This window comes from Terracoccus sp. 273MFTsu3.1, from assembly GCF_000383675.1.
Lineage (GTDB): Bacteria > Actinomycetota > Actinomycetes > Actinomycetales > Dermatophilaceae > Terrabacter.
In genome coordinates this window covers 39,969-63,712 of the sequence record NZ_KB911828.1, presented here as the reverse complement: position 1 = coordinate 63,712, position 23,744 = coordinate 39,969, and the positions used below count along the sequence as shown (strand labels likewise).

General features: G+C 71.5%; 19 protein-coding genes. 16 read left to right on the top strand and 3 right to left on the bottom strand.

From position 1 onward, the window contains the following. The first annotated feature begins 14 nt into the window (after window positions 1-14). From H283_RS0121305 to H283_RS0121240, 14 genes are all read left to right on the top strand, one after another. On the top strand, window positions 15-1,079 hold the full coding sequence (locus H283_RS0121305) for a zinc-binding dehydrogenase (protein ID WP_043650449.1): 1,065 nt from the start codon (window positions 15-17) through the stop codon (window positions 1,077-1,079). Then, a complete protein-coding gene (locus H283_RS26070) occupies window positions 1,072-1,980 on the top strand; it encodes an NAD(P)-dependent oxidoreductase (RefSeq protein WP_020145561.1) in 909 nt (302 codons plus the stop codon). Before H283_RS0121305 ends, H283_RS26070 begins: the two co-directional genes overlap by 8 nt. Window positions 1,981-2,163: 183 nt before the next feature. Then, complete coding sequence (locus tag H283_RS0121295) at window positions 2,164-3,174, top strand: ABC transporter permease (protein ID WP_020145560.1); 1,011 nt, start codon at window positions 2,164-2,166, stop codon at window positions 3,172-3,174. Between the two features lie 55 nt (window positions 3,175-3,229). Further along, window positions 3,230-4,348, top strand: a complete 1,119-nt coding sequence (locus tag H283_RS0121290) for a substrate-binding domain-containing protein (RefSeq protein WP_020145559.1) — start codon at window positions 3,230-3,232, stop codon at window positions 4,346-4,348. 113 nt (window positions 4,349-4,461) lie between these two features. Next, window positions 4,462-6,948, top strand: a complete 2,487-nt coding sequence (locus tag H283_RS0121285; RefSeq protein ID WP_028785806.1) for an ATP-binding cassette domain-containing protein — start codon at window positions 4,462-4,464, stop codon at window positions 6,946-6,948. Window positions 6,949-7,046: 98 nt separating this feature from the next. Further along, window positions 7,047-8,123, top strand: coding sequence for a 2,3-butanediol dehydrogenase (locus H283_RS0121280; protein ID WP_020145557.1), 1,077 nt, complete (start codon window positions 7,047-7,049; stop codon window positions 8,121-8,123). 14 nt (window positions 8,124-8,137) lie between these two features. Beyond that, window positions 8,138-8,722, top strand: a complete 585-nt coding sequence (locus H283_RS0121275; RefSeq protein ID WP_051103716.1) for a VOC family protein — start codon at window positions 8,138-8,140, stop codon at window positions 8,720-8,722. Window positions 8,723-8,755: 33 nt separating this feature from the next. After that, on the top strand, window positions 8,756-10,111 hold the full coding sequence (locus H283_RS0121270; RefSeq protein WP_020145555.1) for a Xaa-Pro peptidase family protein: 1,356 nt from the start codon (window positions 8,756-8,758) through the stop codon (window positions 10,109-10,111). After that, window positions 10,108-11,172: a thiamine pyrophosphate-dependent dehydrogenase E1 component subunit alpha gene (locus tag H283_RS0121265; protein WP_020145554.1), complete on the top strand. Its 1,065-nt coding sequence runs from the start codon at window positions 10,108-10,110 to the stop codon at window positions 11,170-11,172. The genes H283_RS0121270 and H283_RS0121265 overlap by 4 nt, the downstream gene beginning before the upstream one ends. Then, the gene (locus tag H283_RS0121260; protein ID WP_028785805.1) at window positions 11,160-12,137 is read left to right on the top strand and encodes an alpha-ketoacid dehydrogenase subunit beta; all 978 of its coding nucleotides are present in this window, start codon (window positions 11,160-11,162) and stop codon (window positions 12,135-12,137) included. The genes H283_RS0121265 and H283_RS0121260 overlap by 13 nt, the downstream gene beginning before the upstream one ends. Beyond that, complete coding sequence (locus H283_RS0121255; RefSeq protein WP_081633979.1) at window positions 12,134-12,910, top strand: E3 binding domain-containing protein; 777 nt, start codon at window positions 12,134-12,136, stop codon at window positions 12,908-12,910. The genes H283_RS0121260 and H283_RS0121255 overlap by 4 nt, the downstream gene beginning before the upstream one ends. Continuing rightward, window positions 12,907-14,127 carry a metabolite traffic protein EboE gene (gene eboE / locus H283_RS0121250; RefSeq protein ID WP_020145551.1) on the top strand — a complete coding sequence of 407 codons (1,221 nt, stop codon included), beginning with the start codon at window positions 12,907-12,909 and terminating at the stop codon, window positions 14,125-14,127. Before H283_RS0121255 ends, eboE begins: the two co-directional genes overlap by 4 nt. Next, window positions 14,124-15,143 carry an alpha-hydroxy acid oxidase gene (locus H283_RS0121245; protein ID WP_020145550.1) on the top strand — a complete coding sequence of 340 codons (1,020 nt, stop codon included), beginning with the start codon at window positions 14,124-14,126 and terminating at the stop codon, window positions 15,141-15,143. The genes eboE and H283_RS0121245 overlap by 4 nt, the downstream gene beginning before the upstream one ends. 105 nt (window positions 15,144-15,248) lie before the next feature. Next, window positions 15,249-16,766 (top strand): NAD-dependent succinate-semialdehyde dehydrogenase, encoded by a 1,518-nt coding sequence (locus tag H283_RS0121240; RefSeq protein WP_020145549.1) that lies wholly within the window; start codon window positions 15,249-15,251, stop codon window positions 16,764-16,766. A 421-nt stretch (window positions 16,767-17,187) separates the two neighbouring features. Here the strand turns inward: H283_RS0121240 and H283_RS0121235 are convergent, their stop codons facing one another. Both H283_RS0121235 and H283_RS0121230 read right to left on the bottom strand, forming a co-directional pair. Continuing rightward, complete coding sequence (locus tag H283_RS0121235) at window positions 17,188-18,057, bottom strand: 2-oxo acid dehydrogenase subunit E2 (RefSeq protein ID WP_020145548.1); 870 nt, start codon at window positions 18,055-18,057, stop codon at window positions 17,188-17,190. Continuing rightward, complete coding sequence (locus H283_RS0121230) at window positions 18,054-19,616, bottom strand: carboxylesterase/lipase family protein (RefSeq protein WP_231372341.1); 1,563 nt, start codon at window positions 19,614-19,616, stop codon at window positions 18,054-18,056. Before H283_RS0121230 ends, H283_RS0121235 begins: the two co-directional genes overlap by 4 nt. A gap of 210 nt (window positions 19,617-19,826) precedes the next feature. On the opposite strand from H283_RS0121230, the gene H283_RS0121225 reads away from it, so the two are divergent. Both H283_RS0121225 and H283_RS0121220 read left to right on the top strand, forming a co-directional pair. After that, entirely contained in the window at window positions 19,827-20,648 is an 822-nt protein-coding gene (locus H283_RS0121225; RefSeq protein WP_020145546.1) for a 3-hydroxybutyrate dehydrogenase, read from the top strand. A 67-nt stretch (window positions 20,649-20,715) separates the two neighbouring features. Next, on the top strand, window positions 20,716-22,605 hold the full coding sequence (locus H283_RS0121220) for a helix-turn-helix domain-containing protein (RefSeq protein ID WP_020145545.1): 1,890 nt from the start codon (window positions 20,716-20,718) through the stop codon (window positions 22,603-22,605). Window positions 22,606-22,765: 160 nt separating this feature from the next. On the opposite strand, the gene H283_RS0121210 is transcribed toward H283_RS0121220, so the two are convergent. Then, window positions 22,766-23,710 (bottom strand): DUF1254 domain-containing protein, encoded by a 945-nt coding sequence (locus H283_RS0121210; RefSeq protein ID WP_020145543.1) that lies wholly within the window; start codon window positions 23,708-23,710, stop codon window positions 22,766-22,768. Window positions 23,711-23,744 lie beyond the last annotated feature (34 nt).

The following is a 23,744-nucleotide window of genomic DNA, read 5'->3' as shown; positions in this document are numbered from 1 at the left end:
AAGGAGAAGCGACCATGCGCGCAGGAGTGCTCCACGCTCCCCACGACCTCCGGGTCGAGACCCGCCCAGACCCCCGGCCCCGCGCCGGCGAGGTCCTGATCGAGGTCACCCTCAACGGCCTGTGCGGCACCGACGCCACCGAGTACGCCAAGGGGCCCATGATGGTCCCACTCCACCGGCGTCACCCGGGGAGCGGACACGTGGGGCCGACCGTGCTGGGACACGAGTTCATCGGGACCGTGGTCGACGTGGGGCCCGGAGGCGACGCCGACCTCGGCTCCTGGGTCGGCCGCCGTGTCGCAAGCGGCGCGGGGGTCTCGTGCGGCAGCTGCCGCTGGTGCGCAGCGGGTCGGACCAACCTCTGCGCCGGCTACTACACGCTGGGTCTGTCCACGCACGGCGGCCTCGCCGAGCTCGTGGCCGCCCCCGTCAGCACGCTCGTGCCGGTCCCCGAGGGCTGCGACGACACGGAGGCGGTGCTCGCACAGCCCCTCGCCGTCGGGCTGCACGCCGTCGACCGGGCCGGCATCGCTCCCGACGACGACGTGCTGCTCCTCGGAGCCGGCGCGATCGGCTCCTTCATCCTCGCCGGGCTGCGCGACCACCGCGGCACGGTCACGGTCGTTGACGTCGATCCCGAGCGGCTCGACGTGGCAGAGCGGCTCGGGGCGACCCGGACCATAGCCGTGAGCCGCGACAGCACCGTGGAGGAGCTGCGCGACCTCGTCGGGGTCGACCCCCAGGTGGTCATCGAGAGCTCGGGCGCCCCGGGCGCCGCGGCCCGCTCGCTCGCGCTCTGCGCCCGAGGCGGCCGAACCTTGTTCGTCGGTCTGGTCAAGGCGCCCCAGGAGCTCGTCCTCTCCGATGTCGTGCTGCGCGAGGTCGACATCGCCACGACGGTCGCCCACATCTGTGCCACCGATCTCCCGCGCGCCCTCGCCCTGCTCGAGGGAAGCCCGCTCGGCGAGACCATCGGGACCACGACCGTGCCGCTGGACGACGTCGTCACGCGCGGTCTCGAGCCACTCATGGCCGGGACCGCCGGCGGCAAGATCCTCGTGGACCCCCGCCGTGGCTGAGGTCGCGCTCCTCGGGACCGGGCGCATGGGCGCCGCGATGGCCCTTCGCCTGGCCGGGGCCGGACACCACGTCCGCGTCTGGAACCGGACGACGGCCTCGGCCCGCGCCCTGGTGGACTCGAGCGGCGATGGCCTCGTCCTGGCCGAGACCGCAGAGGACGCAGTGACCGGTGTTGACGCCGTGCTGACCGTGCTCGCCGACGGCGGCGTCACCCGCTCGGTCCTGCTCGCCGACGCCGTTCAGCGCGGGTTGACGCCAGGCACCCTCGTCATCGACCTGGGTACCAGCGGCACCGACGCCGCGGCCACGCTGGGACGTCACCTGCGCGAGGCCGGTCACCGCTTCGTGGACGCCCCCGTGTCGGGGAGCGTGCCGGCGGTCGTCGCCGGCACGCTGCTCGTGATGGCGTCCGGCACGCCCGAGGACGTCGCGGCCGCACGCGTGGTGCTCAAGGCCTTCGCGGCCGAGGTGCTCCGAGTGGGCGACGTCGGCGCGGGACAGGCCATGAAGCTCGCGGTCAACCTCGTCGTGCACGACCTCAACGCCGCCCTCGCGGAGGCGCTCGACCTTGCCGAGCGCTCCGGCGTCCCTCGCGCCGAGGCCTACGACGTGCTCGAACGCAGTGTGGTGGCAGCGCCTTTCGTCCGATACAAGCGCTCCGCGTTCCTCGATCCCGAGACACCGACCGCGATGAGCTTGGCCCTCGTCGCCAAGGACCTCGGCCTCATCACCGCACAGGGCCGGACCACCGGCGCGGCGCTGCCGCTGACCGAGCAGGCGCTCGCGCGGGTCCAGGCCGCCGTCGACGCCGGCTGGGGTCCGCGTGACATGGCCGACCTGAGCCGGTTCCACGCGCCGGCCGCCGCGCACTCCCCCACGCAGCCCGAGACGCGCGGATAGGGGTTTCGTCCCCTTCGTGCGGGTGCCCCCTGGCTCCGCATCACGGTCCGGTCTCATCGACGAAGTCCGTCGCGTGAACCTCTTGTTAACGCCCACTGTCGTATGTACAGTCTCACCCAACACCACGGTCGACCGGGGATCCGGACGGCCGGCAGCGAAGCCCTCAGTGTCGAGGAGTTGGTCATGGACCCGAAGAACGAGACAGCCGCACCTTCGCGCCGCGCACCGCGGTCGCTGTCGCGCGGACTGCTCACCGTGGTCGCGGCCCTGGCCCTCCTCGTCGCCGCCGGCTTCGTCCTCGCCCCGAGCAGCGTCAGCTCCGGCGCGGTCCAGAGCATGCTGCCGTTCGCGGCGGTGCTCGCGATCGTCGCCCTCGGCCAGACGCTGGTCGTCATGCAGGGCGGCATCGACCTCTCGGTCGCCGGCTCGGTGTCGCTCGTCATCGTCATCGTGACCCACCAGGCCTACGGCGACGACTCCAAGGTGCTCCCGGCGGCCCTGTTGGCCCTGGGCGTCTCCCTCCTCACCGGGCTCGGCAACGGCCTGCTCATCGGGCGGCTCGGCCTCAACCCGATCGTCGCCACCCTCGGCACCAACGCCCTGCTGTACGCCGCGGTCCTGGGCGTGTCGGGCGGCACGCCGCGCCAGACCACCGACCTGCTCGCCCGCCTCGCCGGTGACAGCACACTCGGCGTCCCGCACGCTCTCGTCGTCGCCGTGGTGGCCACGGCCGTCGTCACGGTCGTCGTCAAGAAGACGGCGTCAGGACGTCGCTTCGAGGCCGTCGGGGCCAACGGCTCGGCGGCGTGGGCGGCGGGGTTGCGCGTGCAGGGCTTCAAGGCCGGCGGCTACGTCTTCGCGCAGGTCTTCTACTGGCTGGGAGCGCTCCTGCTCGCCGGCATCCTCAACAAGCCGACGGCATACCAGGGCGACAGCTACCTGCTCGCCTCGGTGGCGGCCGTGGTGCTCGGAGGCACCTCTCTGCTCGGTGGCCGGGGCAACCTCGTGGCCACCGCCGTCGCTGCCCTCTTCCTGACCCAGCTGGACCAGTTCGTTCTGGCCCTCGGCTTCGACTTCGCGGGCAAGACCCTCGTGCAGTCGGCTGCGTTCGCCATCGGCGTCGCGCTCTACACCATCAACTGGTCCCGGCTCCGCAGACGGTCAGACCGCCGCGCCGCCACCGTCGCGGCCTGACCCGCCTCTCCTCCTGCCACACCCGGCTCCTGACCACCAGAAAGGTCGATCTGCAATGTCCCGATCCACCACCGCCGTCCGCCTCCTCGCGATGTCCGGCGTCGCAGCCCTGGCTCTTGCCGCCTGCGGCAGCTCGTCCGAGGACGGTGCTCCCGGCGCCGGCGGCACTGCCGCAGGCAGCACCGTCGCCGGAGCCCCCTCCTGGTGCGGCTCCAACAAGATCACCCTCGGCCTGACCGACGGCTTCGGCGGCAACAGCTGGCGGCTCGTCACCACGGCCTCGGCCAAGGACGAGATCGCCAAGTGCCCGAGCGTCACGAGCTTCACGTACGCCGACGGACAGGGCGACACGCAGAAGGCCATCTCCGACATCCAGGGCCTGGTCGCCAAGGGCGTCAACGCCCTCGTCGTCTTCCCCGACGCGGGCAACGCCATGCTGCCGGCGCTCCAGAGCGCCAAGGAGGCCGGCGTCACCACCGTGCCCTACCGAGTCAACCCGGGCGGCGCCGACGGCAAGGACTACGACGTCTGGGTGGGTGCGGACTTCGTCACGGACGGCAAGAACTGGGCCGACTGGCTCGTCAAGACCCTGCCCGACGGCGGCAACATCCTGTTCCTGTCCGGTCCCGCCGGCAACAGCCAGGGCCTCGACGAGCTCAAGGGCATGAAGAGCGTCCTCGACCCCACCGGGAAGTACACCTTCATCGGGCAGGCGCCCTTCGAGGTCACCAACTGGGATCCGGCAAAGACGCAGCAGGTGCTGAGCGCCGCGATCGCGAAGTACCCGAAGATCGACGCGATCGTCTCCGACTTCGGCCCCTCCCTCGTCGGAGCCCTGCCGGAGTTCGAGAAGAGCGGGCGCTCGATCCCGGCTCTCGCGACCTCGGACGGCAACGTTCTGTCGTGCTTCTACGAGGCCCACAAGGCGCAGAACCCTGACTTCAAGCTCTTCACCGTCGCGACGGGCAACGACAACGCCCGCCTCGCCGTCCAGTGGGCCGTCGCCCTCGCGACGGGCGGCACGCCGCCGTCGTCGAAGCAGTTCAAGGCGCCGACCTTCGAGGACTCCGTCGGCAGCAAGCCCAACCCGGTGACGTGCAAGAAGGACCTCCCCGGTGACATCTACCTGTCTGCCCAGATGGACGGACAGGCCCAGGCGAAGCTGCTCAAGTGACGCCGCACGGGGCGGCCGGTGCCGTCACGACCGACGGCCCGGCCGACCCCGTACGGGAGCCTTCCGTCGTCGCCACCACGACCGAGAACCACAGGCCGACCGAAGGACGGGACATGAGCGAGGACACCGCAGTGATCGCCGAGTCGACGATGGTCCTCTCCGGCATCAGCAAGAACTACGACGGGGTCGCCGCTCTCACCGACGTCACGCTCGACATCCGGCGCGGAGAGGTGCACGCCCTGCTCGGCGAGAACGGCGCCGGCAAATCGACGCTCATGGGTGTGGCCTCCGGCGAGGTCACCCCAGACGGCGGCACCATCACCGGCGCGGGCCAGGTCATCGACCGGCTGACCCCCGCAGTCGCCGCCCAGCTCGGCATCGCCATCGTCCACCAGCATCCCGCCGTGCTGCCCGACCTCACCGTGTCCGAGAACATCCGGGTCGCCGTCCCCGCCTCGGTGCTCGGCGACGGCTCCGAGCAGACCCGGACGATGCAGCGCATGCTGGCCGACGTCGGGTCGAGCGCCCACCTCGAGGACCGCGTCGTCGGTCTCAGCGTGGCCCAGCGCCACCTCCTCGAGCTCGCCAAGGCCCTCGCGCTCGAGCCCCGGCTGCTCATCCTCGACGAGCCCACCGCCCCGCTCGGGGCGGACTCCGTCGACATGCTCTTCGAACGGGTGCGCCGCGCCGCGGCCTCCGGCACCGCCGTCGTCTACATCACCCACCGGCTCGCCGAGGTGCGCGAGCTCGCCGACCGGGTCACCGTCCTGCGCGACGGCAAGGTGCGCGGCGTCGCCGAGGTGGACGCCATTACCGACGACGAGTTGCTCGCGCTCATCGTCGGCCGTCAGTTCGAGTCGACCTTCCCGCCCAAGCCGCCGCAGGAGGAGCTCGGCGACGAGGTGCTCGTCGTCGACGGCATCTCCGGCGCGGGCTTCTCCGACGTCTCCTTCACGGCCCGCGCCGGAGAGATCATCGGCATCTCCGGGATCGTGGGCAACGGCCAGAGCGAGGTGCTTCGGGCCCTGTCCGGGCTCGGCTCCTTCTCCGGCTCCATCGTCGTCGGCCGGGACTCCCGGTCCTCCCGGAACCTGCGCAAGCAGTCGGCCTACCTTCCCGCCGACCGCCACGCCGAGGGCCTGATGATGTCCCTCTCGGTGCGCGAGAACGCCGCCCTCTCCGCCCTGGATCGCTTCCGCGGGCGCGTCCTGCTCGACCGCGGCCGCGAGGACTCCCTGGTCGGGGCCGAGCTCGACGCCCTCGAGGTCAAGACCGCCTCCCCCGAGACCGTCGTCTCGGCCCTCTCCGGTGGCAACCAGCAGAAGGTCGTGCTCGCCCGGGCCCTGCTCGCCCGTCCTGCGATCGTCCTCGCCGACGAGCCCACCCAGGGTGTCGACGTCGGAGCCCGCGCGGAGATCTACCGGATCCTGCGCGAGGTCTCCGCCTCCGGCGTGCCGGTCGTCGTCGCCTCGTCCGACGCGAAGGAGCTCGAGGGGCTCTGCGACCGCGTGCTCGTCATGTCGCGCGGAGCGGTGCTCGACGTCGTCGAGGGCGTCGACGTCACCGAGCAGCGCCTCATCCACTCCGCCGTCAGCGCCACGGTGCGCCAGGGCGGCGTCGCCCGGGCCGTCAGCTCCGCCTCCACCCGGCTGGGACGCTTTCTCACCGGCGACTACGCCCCCGTCGTCATCCTTGCGCTCGTCATGCTCCTGCTCGGTGCCTTCGTGCTGTCGCAGAACTCCCGCTACCTCGCACCCTTCAACCTGACGTCGGTCATGACCTCGTGCGCCGCCCTCGGCTTCATCGCCCTCGGGCAGACCATCGTCCTGATGACCGGAGGCATCGACCTGTCGGTCGGACCGCTCGCCGGCTTCCTCGTCGTCATCGGCTCGTTCTTCCTCACCGCAGAGAAGTCGGCAGCGGTCATGGTTCTGGGACTCCTCGTGATGCTCGCGGCGGCTGTCGGCACCGGGGCCGCCAACGGCAGCCTGATCCGTTTCGCCAAGTTCACCCCAGTGGCCGCCACGCTCGCGAGCTACATCGGGATCCAGGGCCTCAGCTACCTGCTGCGCGACTCGCCCGGTGGCAACATCGCCATCTCGGTGACGCGCCTGGTGAAGACGAAGGTCGGACCCGTACCGGTCGTCTTCCTCCTTCTCGTCGTCGTCGCCGTGGCGCTCGAGTACGGCCTCCGTCGGCGCCTGCCGGGCCTACGGCTGCGAGCGCTGGGCTCGAACGAGGACGCCTCCCGTCGGGTCGGGGTCAACGTCGACCGAACCGCTGTCCTTGCCTACGTCGCCGCGTCCTTCTTCGTCTTCCTCGGCGCGATCGTGCTGCTCGGCCAGCTCGGCATCGGCGATCCCGCGCAGGGCGTGGGTTACACGTTGAGCAGCATCACCGCCGTCGTCCTCGGGGGCACCAGCCTGCTGGGCGGCCGGGGCACCTTCATCGGGACGCTCCTCGGCGCTGGGCTCATCGTCCAGGTCTTCAACGCGATGGTCTTCCTCGACCTCTCCCAGACCTGGCAGTACTTCTTCCAAGGCGCCCTCATCGTGGCCGCCGCGGTCATCTACAGCCAGGTGCGCCGAGCCAGGGCCTGACGGCCGTCGCACCTCGCCCTAACCACGCCCGCGAACTGCGAACTGCGCTGCGAGACAGCGCCGTCCGTCCCACCACCGAAACCACCGAGGAGACTCCAGTGCGTGCAGCACGCTTCCACGGAAAGTCCGACATCCGCATCGAGGACGTCGCGATCCCGGAGATCAAGGCAGCCGACGACGTCCTCGTCGAGGTCCTCTGGTGCGGCATCTGCGGCACTGACCTCCACGAGTACGTCGTGGGCCCCATCGTCACCCCCACGTCCCCGCACCCCCTCACCGGCGCGACCCTCCCGCAGACGCTCGGGCACGAGTTCTCGGCGCGGGTCGTCGAGGTGGGCCCGCAGGTCACCGACGTGGCCGTTGGCGACCGCGTCGCGATCATGCCGGCCATCGTCTGCGGTCGCTGCACGTTCTGCCGCCAGGGGCTCGGTCACCTGTGCGTACGCTTCGCCTGCACCGGACTGTCCGCCGAGACAGGCGGACTCGCGCAGTATGCCGTGCTCAAGGAGTACCAGGTCTCGACCCTGCCGGACGAGGTCTCAGACGTCGAGGGAGCCGTCGTCGAGCCCGCGAGCGTGGCGGCATACGGTATCGACCGGGTCGGGATCCGCGGCGGCGACATCGTGCTCGTCACCGGCGCCGGCCCGATCGGCGTGCTCTCCGCGCTGTATGCCGATGCGCTCGGCGCGGCGACCGTGGTGATCGCCGAGCCCAACCCAAACCGGGCCGCCCTCGCAGCCGCGCTCGACGTCGGACCGGTGCTCGACCCCACCGCCGACGGTTTCGCCGAGTCGATCGCGCAACTGACACGAGGCGCGGGCGTCGACGTCGTGGCCGAGTGCTCGGGCAGCACGCCGGGCCTCACCACCGCGATGAACAGCGTCCGAACCCGGGGCTCGATCGTCCAGACCGGCCTGCACACCAAGCCGGCGACGATCGACGCGATGCGCCTGTCCGAGAAAGACATCAGCTATATCGGCAGCTGGTGCTACCTGATCACCGACTGGCCCCGAATCATCCGGCTCATCGCCTCGGGGAAGTACCCGGTCGCCAAGGCCGTCACCGCGCAGATCGGTCTCGAGCGCGTCGTCACCGATGGGTTCGACGTCCTCGTCAGCCCCTCGGGTGACCAGCTGAAGATCCTCGTCTCACCGACCAGCGCCGGTCCGGCGTGACGCGGGAGGCGGCCATGGGATCCCAGCTGCAGGCGGTGCACCACGTCGGTCTCGTCGTGACGGACCTCGACCGGTCGATCCGGTTCTACCACGACGTGCTCGGCCTGCCTTTCGCCAATGAACCCACTCCGTGGTTCGACGGACCGGACCTCGAGAAGGGCGTGGGCGTGCCCGGCGCCCGCCTGCGCCAAGTCTGCTTCTGGGCGGGTGAGCACTCGATGATGGAGCTCATCGAGTACGCGAACCGCCCGGTGACGAGCACCCGTCCGATACCGAACAACCACCTCGGCGCAGCCCACGTCTGCTTCCGCGTCGCGGACGTCCGCGCGACCAAGGCCGACCTCGAGGCGCGCGGCGTCACCTTCTACTCCGACGTCAATGTGGTCGACTCCGGCCCCCTCGCGGGCTGGCGTTGGGTCTACTTCAGCGACCCCGACGGGATGGCCCTCGAGCTCGTCGAGGTGGCCTACTACCTCGCCGAGGAGCGCGCGGCCGCCGCTGCGGCCTACCTGCTCACCCGGCCACCCCTCCCACCGCCCGCAGACGTCGAGGACCACCTCACCCCATCACCCCCCGTCCCAGCGCCACCGGCTCACTAGCAGCCGATCCACCCACGTTCCCGAGGAGTAGTCATGGTGTCACCGACGTACGGCACGAACGCGGTCGACTGGGAGAGTCGTCTCGACATGGACCGGCTGCGCCGCGACCGGCTCGCCCGGCTCAAGGCAGAGCTCGACCGGTCGGACCTGGGCGCCCTGCTGACCTTCGACTTCCACAACATCCGCTACATGACCGCGACCCACATCGGGACGTGGGCCATGGACAAGATGATCCGTTTCGCGATCCTGCCCCGCGGCGGCGACCCCGTCCTCTGGGACTTCGGCTCGGCCGCGCGGCACCACCAGCTCCAGTCGCGCTGGCTCGACGAGCCGCACGCGGCCGCAGGTCGGGGTGACCACTACGGCGCCCGTGCCGGCATCTCCACCCTCCGCGGCGCCATCTCCCCGGAGGCCGGCCGCGCAGCGGACGTCGCCGCCAAGGTCGCCCAGGTGATGCGCGACTTCGGCCTCGAAGGGCAGGACATCGGTGTCGACATCATCGAGCCGCCCGTTCTCTTCGCCCTCGAGGCGGCCGGCTTCCACGTCGTCGACGGGCAGCAGCAGTTCCTCGCGGCGAGGCGGATCAAGACCGGTGACGAGATCGGCCTGCTCACCCAGGCCGCCTCGATGGTGGACGCGGCCTACGAGAACCTCTACGAGTTCCTGCGGCCTGGGGTGCGTGAGAACGAGTGCGTCGGCCTGGTGAGCAAGACCCTCTACGACCTCGGCTCCGAGCACGTCGAGGGAGTCAATGCCATCTCGGGAGAACGCTGCTCGCCGCATCCGCACGTGTTCACCGACCGCCTCATCCGACCCGGGGACCCGGCGTTCTTCGACATCCTGCACAGCTTCATGGGCTACCGCACCTGCTACTACCGCACCTTCGCGGTGGGCAGCGCGTCGAGGGCGCAGCGTGACGCGTACACGATCTGCCGCGAGCTCATGGACCGGGCGATAGACATCATCAGGCCGGGCGTCACGACCGCCGACGTCGTCGCGCTGTGGCCGACGGCCCAGGAGTTCGGCTTCGCCAACGAGGAGGCTGCCTTCGCGCTGCAGTACGGCCACGGCATCGGCCTGTCGATCTGGGAGCGGCCGATCTTCAGTCGTCTGACCTCCTTCGACAGCCCCGAGACGCTCGAGGAGGGCATGGTCTTCGCCCTCGAGACCTACTGGCCCGCAGCCGACGGGTGGGGCGCCGCTCGGATCGAGGAGGAGGTCGTCGTGACGGCCACCGGCTGCGAGGTCATCACGAAGTTCCCGGCCGAGGAGTTGCTCGTGGCCGGAAAGCGCTACTTCACCACCGGTGGCTACCTGCCGACCATGCGCGACAGCCAGTCCCACCTCAACCGCGCCGGCAGTGCCACCCCGTCGGAGGTCCCCGCATGAAGCTTCCCCTGTCCGAGCACCGCTACGGCGAGCACGGCGTCGTGCTCCCCCCGGAGCGCAGCGACGCCAACGACGCCCTCGATGTCGACCTCGACCGCCGCCGGCAGCTCTACCGGTCGATGCGGGAGATGCGCACCTTCGAGAAGCGCGCCTACGACCTGTTCATGAAGCAGCTCGTCAAGGGCACGAGCCACCTGTCGCTCGGGATGGAGGCGATCGCAGCCGGCTTCGGCGCCGCGATGCGCGAGGACGACTACACCTTCGCGACCTACCGAGGGCACGCCCACACCCTGGCGCGCGGCGTGCCGATGACGCCCGTGCTCGCCGAGCTGCTCGGCCGGGCCAACGGCCTCATGGGCGGCAAGGGCGGTTCGATGCACCTCACGAGCGTCGAGCACGGGATGATGGGCTCCTACGCGATCATCGGGGCACACCTGACGATCGCCAACGGCGCCGCGTGGTCGGCGCAGTACCGCGGGTCGGGCCAGGTGGCCGTCTGCTTCTTCGGCGACGGCACCACCAACATCGGCGCGTTCCACGAGGCCCTCAACTATGCCGCCGTCTACCGCCTGCCGGTCGTCTTCGTCTGTGAGAACAACCTCTACATGGAGTACACCTCCATCCACGACATCACCGCGGTCCCGCACCCAGCCGCCGACCGGGCCCCTGCCTACGGGCTCGAGTCGATCGTCATCGACGGCAACGACGCGGACGAGGTCCACCTCGCCGCGGTGACGGCCCTCGACCGCGCCCGCTCGGGGCAGGGCCCCTCCCTCGTGGAGGCGCTGACCTACCGTCACGGCGGGCACTCGCGGGCCGATCCGGGCAAGTACCGCCCGAGCGAGGAGGTCGAGGCGTGGAAGGCGTACGACCCGCTCACGGTCTACCGCGAGCGCTTGGTGCGGCTGGGCGTGTCCGAGGACGAGCTCGACGCCATCGACGCGAGTGTGCTCGCCCTCGTCGACGCCGCCACCGAGGGAGCCATCGCTGGTGAACTTCCCTCTCCCGAGAGTGCTTTCACCGATGTCTGGGCTGATGGAGGATGGTCATGGCGCAACTGAGCTACCGAGATGCAGTGGCACGAGGCATCGCGCAGGAGATGCGTCGTGACGAGCGCGTCGTCGTCGTCGGCGAGGACATCGCCGGGGCGGGAGGCGTCTTCAAGACGACCGTCGGCCTGCTCGACGAGTTCGGCCCGAAGCGGGTCCTCGACACGCCCATCAGCGAGCAGGCCATCCTCGGGGCGGCCATGGGCGCCGCGATGACGGGGCTGCGGCCGGTGGCCGAGATCATGTTCTCCGACTTCTTCGCCGTGTGCTGGGACATCGTCGTGAACCAGATCGCCAAGACGCGCTACATGACCGACGGGCAGGTGAGCCTGCCCCTCGTCATCAAGACGGGCAACGGCGGTGGCCTGCGCTTCGGGGCGCAGCACTCGCAGTCGATCGAGAACTGGGCGATGGCCGTCCCCGGCCTCAAGGTCGTGACCCCCTCGACCGCCGAGGACGTCGTCGGCCTCATGGCCGCGGCCATCCGCGACGAGGACCCCGTGATCTTCTGCGAGCACAAGGGCCTCTATGCCTCCAAGGGCGAGGTCCCCGACGGCGAGATCGTCGACAGCCTCGGCACCGCCAAGATCCGGCGGCCCGGCCGTGACGCAACGATCCTCGCCCTAGGCATGATGGTCCCGCGGGCGCTGGCAGCGGCAGAGGACCTGGCCACGCGAGGCATCGACGCCGAGGTCATCGACGTGCGCTCGCTCGTGCCGCTCGACACCCGAACCATCCTGGGGTCGGTGGCGAGGACGGGTCGGCTCTTCACCGTCGAGGAGAACCCGCAGCTGCTGGGCTGGGGCGCCGAGATCGCCTCCATCGTCGCCGACGAGGCGTTCTGGGACCTCGACGGGCCGGTGCAGCGGATCACGACGCCCCACATCCCGCTGCCGTCGGCCGACTCCCTCGAGGACCTCGTCATGCCCTCGGCCGAGAGCGTCGCCAGCACCGTCGAGAAGGCGCTGCAGTCGTGAGCGTGCCCGCCGCGCTCGCCCCCTTCCTCCCCGGGGGGAGGCCGGCCGCCCCTCCCGGAGGCCGTCGCCCTCGTCACGTCCACTCCCCACGGGTGCGGCGCCTGGCGAGCGACCGAGGGGTGAGCCTCGACAGGATTGCCGGGACGGGCCCGCTCGGTCGGGTCACTGTGGCCGACGTGGGCCGTGCCGCGACGACCGCCGAATCCCCCTCTGCTGCAGTAGCCATCGAGTCCCGGAAGCTGCGCACCTCCGTCGCAGAGGTCGAGGTCACGAGACTCGCGAGGACGACGGACCTGCTCGCCAGCGTCGTCGAGTCCGCCGTCCAGGCGCTCCGCGCGGTCTCCGGTGCAGCCACCGCGGCGTCCCGCCCTGTCCTGAGGGTCCACGCCCCGGACGGGCCACACCGGGAGGTCGTGAACGCCCACGACCTCTCGGTGTCAGGGCTGCGACGGACTCTCGACGACGCATCCGCCGTCCCCGCGCACGAGGGCGAGCCATCCGGCGCGACGCTGGCCGTCCACGACCTGCGGGGCACCGGGCTGCTGTTCGACCTCCCCGTCCTCGCGGGCGGCGAGCTCGTGGCGCTCTCCGTCGGCGACGCCGTCGACCGACCGGCAGTCGTCGCCCTGCCCGACGGCGGCCGCGGGATCGGGATGGGCACGTTCGTCCACCTCGCCCTGACCGTCGACGAGCATGCGGCGGGCACCGACGCGGCCGTGTTGCTCACCCAGGTCCGTCAACGGCTCGAGGCCCACGATCGGAGGGCGTCGTGAAGCCCACCCCGGCCGTCCAGCACCTCGCCTACTCAACGCTCGTGCACCCCGGCGACACCTGGGACGAGATGAGTGACAGCCTCATGACGTACGCCCCGCTCGTGAAGGCCCGGATCGCGCCCGACGAGCCGTATGCCGTGTCGTTGCGGCTGTCGGCCTCCTCCGCCCAGACGCTGACCGAGGACGCAGCCGAGCGCGAGCGCCTTCGGGCGTGGTTGGCCGCCAACGACATGTACGTCTACACCGTCAACGCCTTTCCCTACGGCCCCTTCAAGGGCCGCGTCGTGATGGAGCAGGTCTACGAGCCGGACTGGTCGGGCCCGGACCGGGTGCGCTACACCTGCCAGGTTGCCGACATCCTCGCCGAGGTGACGCCGTCGCACGTATCACCATCGATCCAGACCTCGCCTCTCGCCTTCCGTCCCAAGGTGGTGACGGCGGCGGACCGGGCGCGGCTGACCGAGAACGTCCTCTCGGTCGTCGCCCACCTCGTCGAGCTCGAACGCCGGACGGGACGCCGGGTCAAGCTGGCCCTCGAGCCGGAGCCGGCGTGCTTCCTCGAGACGACCGAGGAGACCGTCGCGTGGTTCCGCGAGGACGTCTGGTCCGCTAGCGGCACCGACACGCTCTGCCGCCTCACTGGGCTACCGGTCAGCGAGGTCGTGGGACTGGTCCGTCGCCACCTCGGCGTCGTCTTCGACATCTGCCACCAGTCGGTGCAGTTCGAGGACATCGCCGCCTCGCTGCGGCTGCTCACCGAGGCGGGGGTCCCCGTATTCAAGCTGCAGGCGGCCGCCGCGCTGCGCGTTCCGGAGGTCACGGCCTCGACCGTCGACACCCTCGAGGCGTTCACCGACACGATCTACCTCAGCCAGACGACGGAGCGCCGCGACGGAGAGTTGACGCGCTTCCTCACGCTCGCCGACGCGATCGCAGCCTGGCGGGCCGACCCGAGCGGCGGACCGCGCGAGTGGCGCACCCACTTCCACGTGCCGATCTTCCTCGACGACCTGGGAGGTCTCAGCACGACCCGCTCCGGGATCACGGCCGCTCTCGAGGTGCACGCGCAGACCCCGCTCTCGGACCACCTCGAGATCGAGACCTACACCTGGGACGTGCTGCCCGCGCACCTGAAGGACGGCGACATCGTCGACTACGTCTCCCGCGAGCTCGAGTGGATCCGCGCCGAGACGCAGCGGCTGGTGACGGGGACGTGAGTGACCTCGCGTCGTCGCTGCGTCGGGCGGAGGAGGTCCTGCCACCCGACGTCTTCGCCTACTTCGCGGCCGGCGCCGGGGCCGAGCGGACGCTCGCGCGGCAGGAGCAGGCGTGGGACGACGTCCTGCTGCGTCCGAGGGTGCTGAGAGACGTCTCGGCCACGTCGCCGGCGACCCATGTGCTCGGGCAGCCCGTGGCCTCACCGGTGCTCGTCGCTCCTACGGCCGCCCACCGTCTCGCCCACCCCGACGGGGAGGTCGGGGTGGCCCGGGGAGCGAAGGCCGCCGGCAGTCTCCTCGTACTGTCGATGAGGGCGAGCACCCGGGTCGAGGAGGTGGCGGCCGCGGCCGGCCCCTTCTGGCAGCAGATCTACGTCCTCCAGGACCGGGGCGTCACCGACGAGATCGCTCGCCGTGCCGCTGCTGCCGGCGCGAAGGCGCTTGTCGTGACCGTGGACACCCCCCGCGTTGCCCGCAAGCGCGCCGGCTTCCCGGCGACGCTGCCGAGGACCGGCATCGTGGAGGCGCTCGACCACCGCGACGTCGCCGACCCGCGCCTCATGCAGGCGGCGGACGTGGGCCCTCGCGACCTCGAGCGGCTCGCCGAGTCCACCGGGCTGCCCATCGTCGCCAAGGGTGTGCTCACCGCTGAAGCCGCCAGGGACTGCGTCGCCGCCGGCGCCTCGGCCGTCATCGTGTCGACGCACGGTGGCCGCCAGCTCGACGGTGTCGTGCCAGCCCCGCTCGCTCTCCCGGAGGTCGCCACAGCGGTCGGTGCCCACGTGGAGGTCTACGTCGACGGCGGCGTGCGCACCGGTTCCCATGTCGTCAAGGCGCTCGCCCTCGGCGCCCGGGCCGTGCTCGTGGGGCGGCCGGTGATCTGGGCCCTCGCGACCGACGGATCCGACGGCGTACGAACGCTGCTCGATGCCCTGACCTCGGAGGTCGAGGAGTCGCTGGCGCTCGCCGGATGCCGCTCGTGCTCCGACGTGGGGCCCGACCTCGTGCGCCGCTAGGCCGAGCCGCTTGTTCCGATGGCGTAAGCCGTGGGCTGAGTCGCGCGGTCGACTCCCGCGCTCCCCTTCCACCCTCCACCGCATGCTCTGCCAGGAAGTGACGACATGACGACGACAGCGGTCACCGACGAGACCGAACGTGCCCTGCTGGCACGGACCCCCACCGGCCTCTACATCGACGGCCGATGGACGGCCTCCGAGAACGGGAGCCGCTTCGAGGTGGTCGACCCCTCGAACGAGTCCGTCCTCGCCTCCGTCGCGGATGCGCAGCCCGGTGACGGTCGGCGAGCGCTGGCCGCGGCCCATTCGGCCCAGCCGTCCTGGGCCGGGACACCGCCGCGCGTCCGGGCCGAGATCCTGCGTCAGGCCTTCGAGCTCGTCACCATCCGCGCCGACGATCTCGCGCTCCTGATGACCCTCGAGATGGGCAAGCCCCTGGCCGAGGCGCACGGCGAGGTCGCCTACGGCGCCGAGTTCCTGCGCTGGTTCGGAGAGGAGGCGCCGCGGATCTCCGGCCGCTACTCGATCGCACCCGATGGGGCCAACCGCCTTCTCGTGACGAAGCGGCCGGTCGGTCCGTGCCTCTTCATCACCCCGTGGAACTTCCCGCTCGCCATGGCCACCCGCAAGATCGCACCGGCTGTCGCCGCAGGGTGCACGATGGTCCTCAAGCCAGCCGAGCTCACCCCGCTCACGGCGCTGCTGCTAGCCGAGATCCTCCAGGACGCAGGGCTGCCCGCCGGCGTGCTCAACGTCATCCCCACGACCCGAGCGGCGGAGGTGACCGGGCCGCTGATCAAGGACGGCCGGCTGCGCAAGCTGTCGTTCACCGGCTCCACGGCGGTCGGGCAGCGACTCATCGCGGACTCCGCCGACCAGGTGCTCCGGGTGTCGATGGAGCTCGGCGGCAACGCGCCCTTCATCGTATTCGAGGACGCCGACCTCGACGCCGCCGTCGACGGAGCACTCGCCGCCAAGCTGCGCAACGGCGGCGAGGCCTGCGTGGCCGCGAACCGGTTCCTCGTGCACCGCAGGGTCGCCCCCGAGTTCGCACGCCGGCTCACCGAGCGGATGGCCGGCGTGACGGTCGGCCGGGGCACCGACCCTGCCACGCGGCTGGGTCCGCTCATCAACGAAGCAGCGGTGTCAAAGGTCAGCGGCCTGGTCGAAGGGGCGGTCGCCTCCGGCGCGACCCTCGCCCTGGGCGGGCGTCCGGTCGACGGGGCCGGATACTTCTTCCCTCCCACGGTGCTCACGGACGTGCCCGCCGGCGCGGCCATCCTCGACGAGGAGATCTTCGGTCCCGTCGCCCCCCTCGTGGCCTTCGACACCGAGGACGAGGCCGTCCGTCTCGCCAACGCGACGCCCTTCGGGCTCGTCTGCTTCGTCTACACCCGCGACCTCGACCGCGGCCTGCGCCTCAGCGAGCGCCTCGAGACCGGCATGCTCGGACTCAACACCGGCGTCGTGTCCAACCCCGCCGCACCGTTCGGCGGGGTCAAGCACTCGGGTCTGGGCCGCGAGGGCGGTCGTGAAGGCATCGAGGAGTACCTCGAGACGTGCTATGTCGGCTTCGCCGACCCCTTCGCCAGGGATGGCATCTGGTTCACATCCGAGACCTGATGAGAAGCAGGGACTCTGGGCGCCGCAGCGCGGAACCAGCCGGTTGAGGCGTTGACGATCTCGGGCGCGCGGGACCCCGCGCAACACGGCCCCCCATAGCCTCAGCCGGAGCCGGCCCAACCCGAACAGAGCACCGCGTGAGGCGGATCCGGCCGCTACGCCGCTCCTCCTTCGCCCGTCAGCTGCCGCGCCACGGAGCCTCAAGAACAGGGTCGAGACGTCCGCGGAAGCCTGAGCCATGCAGACCGCGACGGCAGGTTGTCGCGGCAGCGCAGCGCGCCTTGACGCCGACCTGATAGGTCCTGGCGCTCGTACGCAGGCGCTTCTTGGCACGCTGCCCGCACCACGGGGTGCCTATCGAGGGCCCATCCAGCGCCTAACGGTCGGGATGGCGTCGCACGTCGGCTCACGTTTGCGCAGGTCAGCACCCTGAGAGCCCTGGCCCAGTTGTCGTGGTCGGAGTATTCCGCGACATCGGATCCGGGTCCTCCGGAACGCCCTCGTTCGTCCCGTCCAGGGCGGCCGCCGTCTCCACCAGGTCACGCAACGTCTCGACGAAGCGGGCCGCCGGCGCACCGTCGACGACGGCGTGGTCGAAGGTCAGCGTGAGGGGCAGTCGCGGCCTCGCGACGACGGCCCCCGACTCGACGGCGGGACGTTCGGTGACGCTGCCCACGGTGACGATGACGGTGAGCGGGGCGACCGGGATCGCCCAGCCCCAGGTGTGCGCGAACATGCCCAGGGACGTGACGCCGATCGCGGGACCGAACTGCGCCGAGACTCCCGGTCGAGCCCCTGCGGCGCGGATCGCCGCCCGTCGTAGCGGACTCGGCAGTCGCAGCACCGCGGCCATCGGACGGGTGACCTCGTGTGCCGGAGGCGGCCCGACCTTGGCCCGGTGGAGCAGCGCCGTGACCTGGGTGCACGTGAGTCGGTCTGCTGCAGGGACGACGACGACATCAAGGGCAGGGCGGTCAGGGGTGCCGCGCTCGACCGTGGCACCGATGTCGACGCGGTCGAAGCAGACCAGACGACCGCCGGCCCTGCGGGCGTTCAGCTCCGGGTGCAACGACACCGCCCGCGCGACCGAGGCGATGACGAAGCCGGTCCACGAGACGTCGCTCTCCGGATGCGCCTGCATCGTCTCCGCAGCCCTCGTGACGTCGAGCTCGACGAGCGCGTGGACCTGGAACCGACGGCTGGCCCCGGCGAGCCGGTCGAGGACGGGCTGGCGTCCCCTCGGGATCCGACGGACGACGTAACCCGCCGGCCGGGTCGGGACTTCGCTCACCGCAGGCCCTCCCAGAACGCCTGCTCCCAGGCACGAGGGTCATCGACCACCGTGCTGGCGGTGTCGAAGCGCATCGTCCTCCGGTGGTCGGTCTCGTACGCCGCCCAGCCCGGGTCTCCCGACGAGGCGAACGCCACCCAGGCTCCGTGCATGGCCCGCGCCAGCTCCTGGGGCGGGTCCGTTCCGAGCAACGGCCCGAAGAGAGGCGTGTCGCTCCGCGCCGTGTCGAAGACGAAGGGGACCTCGAGGGCGTGCACCGCACCGAGTCCCGGCGAACCCCAGGCGAACTCGTACATGTAGGTGCCGGTGTGAGCGCCGGGGGAAGCCCCGTGTGAGCGTGCGGACGCGTGTGCCTCGGCGAGTCGGATGGCGGGGATCCGCATCCACCAGTCCGTCTGGACCGCCGCCAACAGGTCACCGGGAACCGCGCGCGGGTAGTGCGTCCGGTAGGCACGCAGCGCGACCTGCGGGTCGAGCCCGTAGGCCTCGAGACACTGGTAGCCGTGGGTGCTGACCGGGCCACACAGGATCTCATCCGTGATCCCGGCGAATGCGCCACTCACCACGAGCCACAGTCGCCAGTCCTCGGTGTTGGTGCCGACGAGGACGTCGACCTCCGCAGCCGAGCCCGCAGCGATCCGGTCGATCGGTCGCGCCGGGAGCACCGACCCGTCGACGACGGGCTGCCAGGGCATCGTGGTCGTCACCACCGCCGGGCCCCAGCGCTCCGGGTCCGGGTCGGCGAGCAGGTCACGCTTCAGGTCGGCCTGCGCCGTCAGCAGGCGCGCGACCCCGGTCCCCGCGATGGCCTCGCGCGTCGGGGGGACGCCGAGGCGGTGGGCGAGGTCGTGGGCGATGCGCAGGGCGTGCTCGGGCTCACTCACGTGGTGTGCCGCACCGCTCTGCAGCACGGCTCGACGGAAGAGTCCCGCGGCCTCCGGCATCGCGAGGAGGCAACCGATGCTCATCGCCCCGGCCGACTCCCCGAAGACGGTGACGCGGTCCGGGTCGCCGCCGAATGACGCGATGTTGTCGCGCACCCAGGCCAGGGCTGCGACCTGGTCGAGCAGACCGAGGTCGGCGATGCCGTCGTCGAGAAAGAGGAAGCCCTCCGCGCCGGGGCGCCAGTTGATGACGACGCACACGACCCCGTCACGGGCGAACCGTCGTCCGTCGTACGCCGCCGTCGAGCTGAGCTCGAACATGCCGCCCTGGATCCAGACCATCACCGGAAGACCGACCCGGCCGGGCTCGGGCGTCCAGATGTTGAGGTTGAGATAGTCCGAGGACGGGGCGGCACGTCGCACCTGCTCGAAGGCGCTGCTGACGTCGTCCCAGCTCTCCCCCGATCCAGCGGGCGGCCCACCGGACGATGGTGGCGCCACCTGAGGCGGCTCCGCGCCCGGCGTCGTCGCGTCGCGGACGCCCTGCCACGGGTCCGGGGGCTGGGGTGGCTGGAGCCGAGCGGCTCCGACCGGCGGCGCGGCGTACGGGATCCCGAGGAACGTGTGCACCCCGTCGTCCACGAAGCCCTGCACCGTCCCACACCTCGTGCTCACGACGGTCTCCACCCGTTCATCGTCCGGCGGACGGCGCGGCGCGGGCCAGAGGCGAAGGTCCCGGTGGGCAGGCCAGCGGCGACAGCGCCGGCGACAGCGGCGAGGCCCAGGCGCCCCGTGACCGAGGGTGAGCGGGACCCACATGGGTTGCCGGGTTTTGTGTCAGGTCACCACACAGGTGGCTCCGGATCACCTACCTAGTCTTCCCGCATGGCCGACGCCCGCAACGACGCACGCGACGACGCCCCGGACCGCCAGCAGCGCGGCTCCCTGGCGGTCAACGACCCCATCGACCTCACCGGCCGCACGGCCCTCGTGACCGGCGCTGCGAGCGGCATCGGGGCCAGCGTCGCGCAGGCCCTGGCGACCGCCGGCGCCAAGGTGCACGCCGTCGACCTCGACGAGGAGGGCCTCGCAGCCCTGGCCGAGGGCTCGGGCGTCGCGACGATCACGGCCGACCTCAGCGACCTCGACGCCCTGGCCGACCTGCCCACCGAGGTCGACATCCTCGTCAACAACGCCGGCATCCAGCACGTGAGCCCCATCGAGGACTTCCCGCTCGAGCGGTTCGACTTCATCCTCGACCTCATGCTCACCTCGCCGTTCCGGCTCATCCGGCAGAGCCTCCCGCACATGTACGACCGCGGCTGGGGTCGCGTCGTCAACATCTCGAGCGTCCACGGCCTCCGTGCCAGCGCCTTCAAGTCGGCCTACGTCACGGCCAAGCACGGGCTCGAGGGGCTGTCGAAGGTCGTCGCTCTCGAGGGAGCCCCGCACGGCGTCACGTCGACGTGCATCAACCCCGCCTACGTGCGGACGCCGCTGGTGGAGAAGCAGATCGCCGACCAGGCCAGGACCCACGGCATCCCCGAGTCCGAGGTCGTCGAGAAGGTCATGCTGGCGCCCGTGGCGGTCAAGCGCCTCGTCGAGCCCGACGAGGTCGCAGCGCTCACGCTCTTCCTGTGCGGACCGGCCTCCGGCTCGATCAGCGGCACGTCGTTCTCCATGGACGGCGGCTGGACGGCCCACTGAGCCGGCCCTCCCGCCGTCGCCCCGCTCACCCGACCCACCCGAGACCCGACCCGCCTAGGATCTGCCCGTGGCCACCCGCAGCGAGACGCAGCCGCCCGCCGAACAGGTGGGCGCCGAGCAGGCCGACCAGGTCGTCGCCCTGCTCGAGCTGCTCGCCGCCGACGCCACCGTCGCCGAGATCGCAGCAGCCGACGCCCCGGCGGAGGCCCGGGACCTGGCCCTGCGCATCACGAGCGCCCGCGAGGTGCATCAGCACCGCGAGGCCGGCCTCGCGGCACTGCTCGACACGGCCCGTGAGCTCGCGACCGAGAGCGACCCGGGCTCGGTGCTCGACGCGATCGTCCGCCGGGCCCGCCGTCTCGTCGGGACCGACCTCGCCTACCTCACGCTCTACGACCCCGAGGCGGGCGACACCTTCATGCGGGCCACCGACGGCTCCGTCTCGGCGGCGTTCCAGTCCGTGCGTCTGGCGCTCGGAGCCGGCCTCGGTGGTCTCGTCGCCTCGACCCACAAGCCCTACTGGACCGCCGACTACTGGGCCGACGAGCGCTTCCGCCACACCAACGCCATCGACGGAGCCGTGGGCGAGGAGGGGATCATCGCCATCTGCGGCACGCCACTCATCGTCGAGAAGCACTTCGTCGGCGTGCTCTTCGCCGCCAACCGCTCGTCGCGCCCGTTCACCCGCGAGGAGGTCGGACTCCTCGGCAACCTCGCCACCCTCGCCGCCGTGACCCTCGTGCAGACCCGCGCCCTCGCCGACGCCGAGAACGCGCTGGCCGCCCTCTCGGACGCCCACGAGACGGTGAGGCAGTATGCCGAGGGCGTCGAGAAGGCCGCCGCGGCCCACGACCGCTTCGCCTCCCTCGTGCTCGGCGGCGGTGGCGTCGACGACATCACGCACGCCCTCGCGGAGCTCCTCGGGGGGTGGGCCGTGCTCGTCGACGAGAACGGTCACCGCCACAGCTCGTCGGGTCCGGCACCCGCGCAGGACCCTGCCGGTGGCGACCCGTTCGCGGCGCTCAACGCGCTCCCCGGCCTGGGCGCCGGTCGCCTCGTCGAGCGGGACGGCGCCTACGCGGTCGCCGTCACCGCGGCCCGCGAGCGGCTCGGCACGATCTACGTCGGAGGCCCGACCCTCAGCGACTCGGACCAGCGCACGGTCGAGCGCGCCGGCGTCGTCACCGCCCTCGTCCTGCTCTTCGAGCGTCAGGCCGCCGACGCCCGGCAGTCCGCTCGCAACCGTCTCGTCAGCGACCTCGTCAGCTCCCGAGGCTCGCGCGAGGAGCGCCTCGCGCTCTCCCGAGCCGTCGGCTTCGACCCCCAGCGGCCGTTCTGCCTGCTCGTGCTCCGCGGCGACGAGCCGACCGGGCACCGCGCCCTGCTCATCTCCGCCAGCGCTGCCACCGGCGAGGCCTCGCTCGTCGGCTCCCACGACGGCGACGTCATCGCCCTCGTGCCCGGTACCGAGCCGGACGGACTCGCCCGCGCCGTGGCCGCCCGCATCGGCAAGCGCACGTGCGTCACCGTGGCCGGCGTCGGTCCGGTCACGGACGTCGACGGGATCAGCGAGGCGCACGAGGAGGGCCATCGCACCGTGGGGGCTCTCATCGCCCTCGGACACCGGGGCAAGGGCGCCGCGGCGACCCAGCTCGGCTTCGCCGGGCTCATCGTGGGCTCGTCGCCCGACGTCGACGAGTACGTCCGCAAGCTGCTCGGTCCCGTCCTCGACTACGACGAGCGGCGCGGCACCGACCTCGTGGGGACGCTCGCGGCCTACTTCGCCGCAGGCGGGAGCCCGCGCCACGCGGCCGGCACGCTCCACGTGCACGTCAACACCGTCTCGCAGCGGCTCGAGCGGATCGCCGCCCTGCTCGGGGAGTCCTGGCAGCACCCCGACCACGCGCTCGAGCTGCAGATCGCGCTGCGCCTCCGCGCGCTCCAGGCCCCGGCCTGACCGCCGCGGGAGCACGGTCAATGTCGACGGGCTCGACGGGCTCGACGGGCTCGACGGGCTCGACGGGCTCGACGGGCTCGACGGGCTCGACGGGCTCGACGGGCTCGACGCGGCCGAGCGCCGTCCTCGAGACCTCGCGACTCCGGCGGCCTCGTCGCGGTCAGCGGACGGGTGAGACCTCCGGGACGGTCCACGTGCCGTCGAGGACCTCGGGCCGCGGCCGGTAGAGGCGCACGAGGTAGTTCCACCCCTCCTTGATGCCGAGGCAGTTGGGCCGGCCGTCTGCGCAGCCGCCGAAGTGCACGGTCACGGAGCCGTCCGGATCCTTCTGCGCCGTCAGGTTGTTGAGGCTGACGCGGCTGCCGTCGTCGTCGAAGTACCCGTCGGCGGTGTAGAGGCTGACGGACCAGAACCCGTCGACGGGGACGTCGCGCACGGTCAGTCGGTACTCCCCCACGGGCAGCCCGGGGTCGACGTTGACGTACGTCGCCTCGTGCGCCGGGAGGCCGCCCCACCCCGCCGCCGTCCCGACCAGGTGGCGGACGGGATCGACCTCCTCACGGCTCCCGAAGGCACCGTCGAAGCCGGCGTACCCCTTCGCCAGCTGGAGCAGGGCCGAGCGCGTCCGGTCCAGGGACTCCGCGTCGTAGTCAGGTGTGGTGAACGGCCGTGCCGCTGCCGCCGTCAGGGAGACACCGTCCTGGAGTGCGTTGACCACGGCGACGTCCTCGGGATCCGCCGGGTCGACGAGGATCCGGACGGCCACGGCGACGTAGTCGGTGTCGAAGCGCTCGGTCGTCAGCTCGTGCTGGCCCGGGTCGTGGAGCACGGCGTTGACGTAGTGGTCGCGGTTGACGACCATCGCCGAGAGATAGCGTCCCCCGGCATCGGGCAGGGTGAGCACGGCACCGCCGCTGATGTCGACGACAGCGGCGCTGTAGAGCGTGTCGCGGTTCATCCTGATCACCGGTTGGTGGTCGAGTGGTGTCGGCGTCCGCGTGTGGCTGAGCAGGTTGACCCCGCCCGAGTCCGCGAGCACGGCGGCGAACATCCGGTCGGTCTCGGCGCGGGCGAACGTGTCTGCGTTGACGAGGAATCGGGTCATGACGGCAGGATCGACCGGCGTACCTCAGCCGGGC

Bases quoted from the DNA above. Each gene is read 5' to 3' on its own strand.
- H283_RS0121305 (WP_043650449.1), top strand. From the start codon at position 15: ATGCGCGCAGGAGTGCTCCACGCTCCCCACGACCTCCGGGTCGAGACC.
- H283_RS0121295 (WP_020145560.1), top strand. From the start codon at position 2,164: ATGGACCCGAAGAACGAGACAGCCGCACCTTCGCGCCGCGCACCGCGG.
- H283_RS0121290 (WP_020145559.1), top strand. From the start codon at position 3,230: ATGTCCCGATCCACCACCGCCGTCCGCCTCCTCGCGATGTCCGGCGTC.
- H283_RS0121285 (WP_028785806.1), top strand. From the start codon at position 4,462: ATGAGCGAGGACACCGCAGTGATCGCCGAGTCGACGATGGTCCTCTCC.
- H283_RS0121275 (WP_051103716.1), top strand. From the start codon at position 8,138: ATGGGATCCCAGCTGCAGGCGGTGCACCACGTCGGTCTCGTCGTGACG.
- H283_RS0121270 (WP_020145555.1), top strand. From the start codon at position 8,756: ATGGTGTCACCGACGTACGGCACGAACGCGGTCGACTGGGAGAGTCGT.
- H283_RS0121265 (WP_020145554.1), top strand. From the start codon at position 10,108: ATGAAGCTTCCCCTGTCCGAGCACCGCTACGGCGAGCACGGCGTCGTG.
- H283_RS0121260 (WP_028785805.1), top strand. From the start codon at position 11,160: ATGGCGCAACTGAGCTACCGAGATGCAGTGGCACGAGGCATCGCGCAG.
- H283_RS0121240 (WP_020145549.1), top strand. From the start codon at position 15,249: ATGACGACGACAGCGGTCACCGACGAGACCGAACGTGCCCTGCTGGCA.
- H283_RS0121225 (WP_020145546.1), top strand. From the start codon at position 19,827: ATGGCCGACGCCCGCAACGACGCACGCGACGACGCCCCGGACCGCCAG.
- H283_RS0121210 (WP_020145543.1), bottom strand. From the start codon at position 23,710: ATGACCCGATTCCTCGTCAACGCAGACACGTTCGCCCGCGCCGAGACC.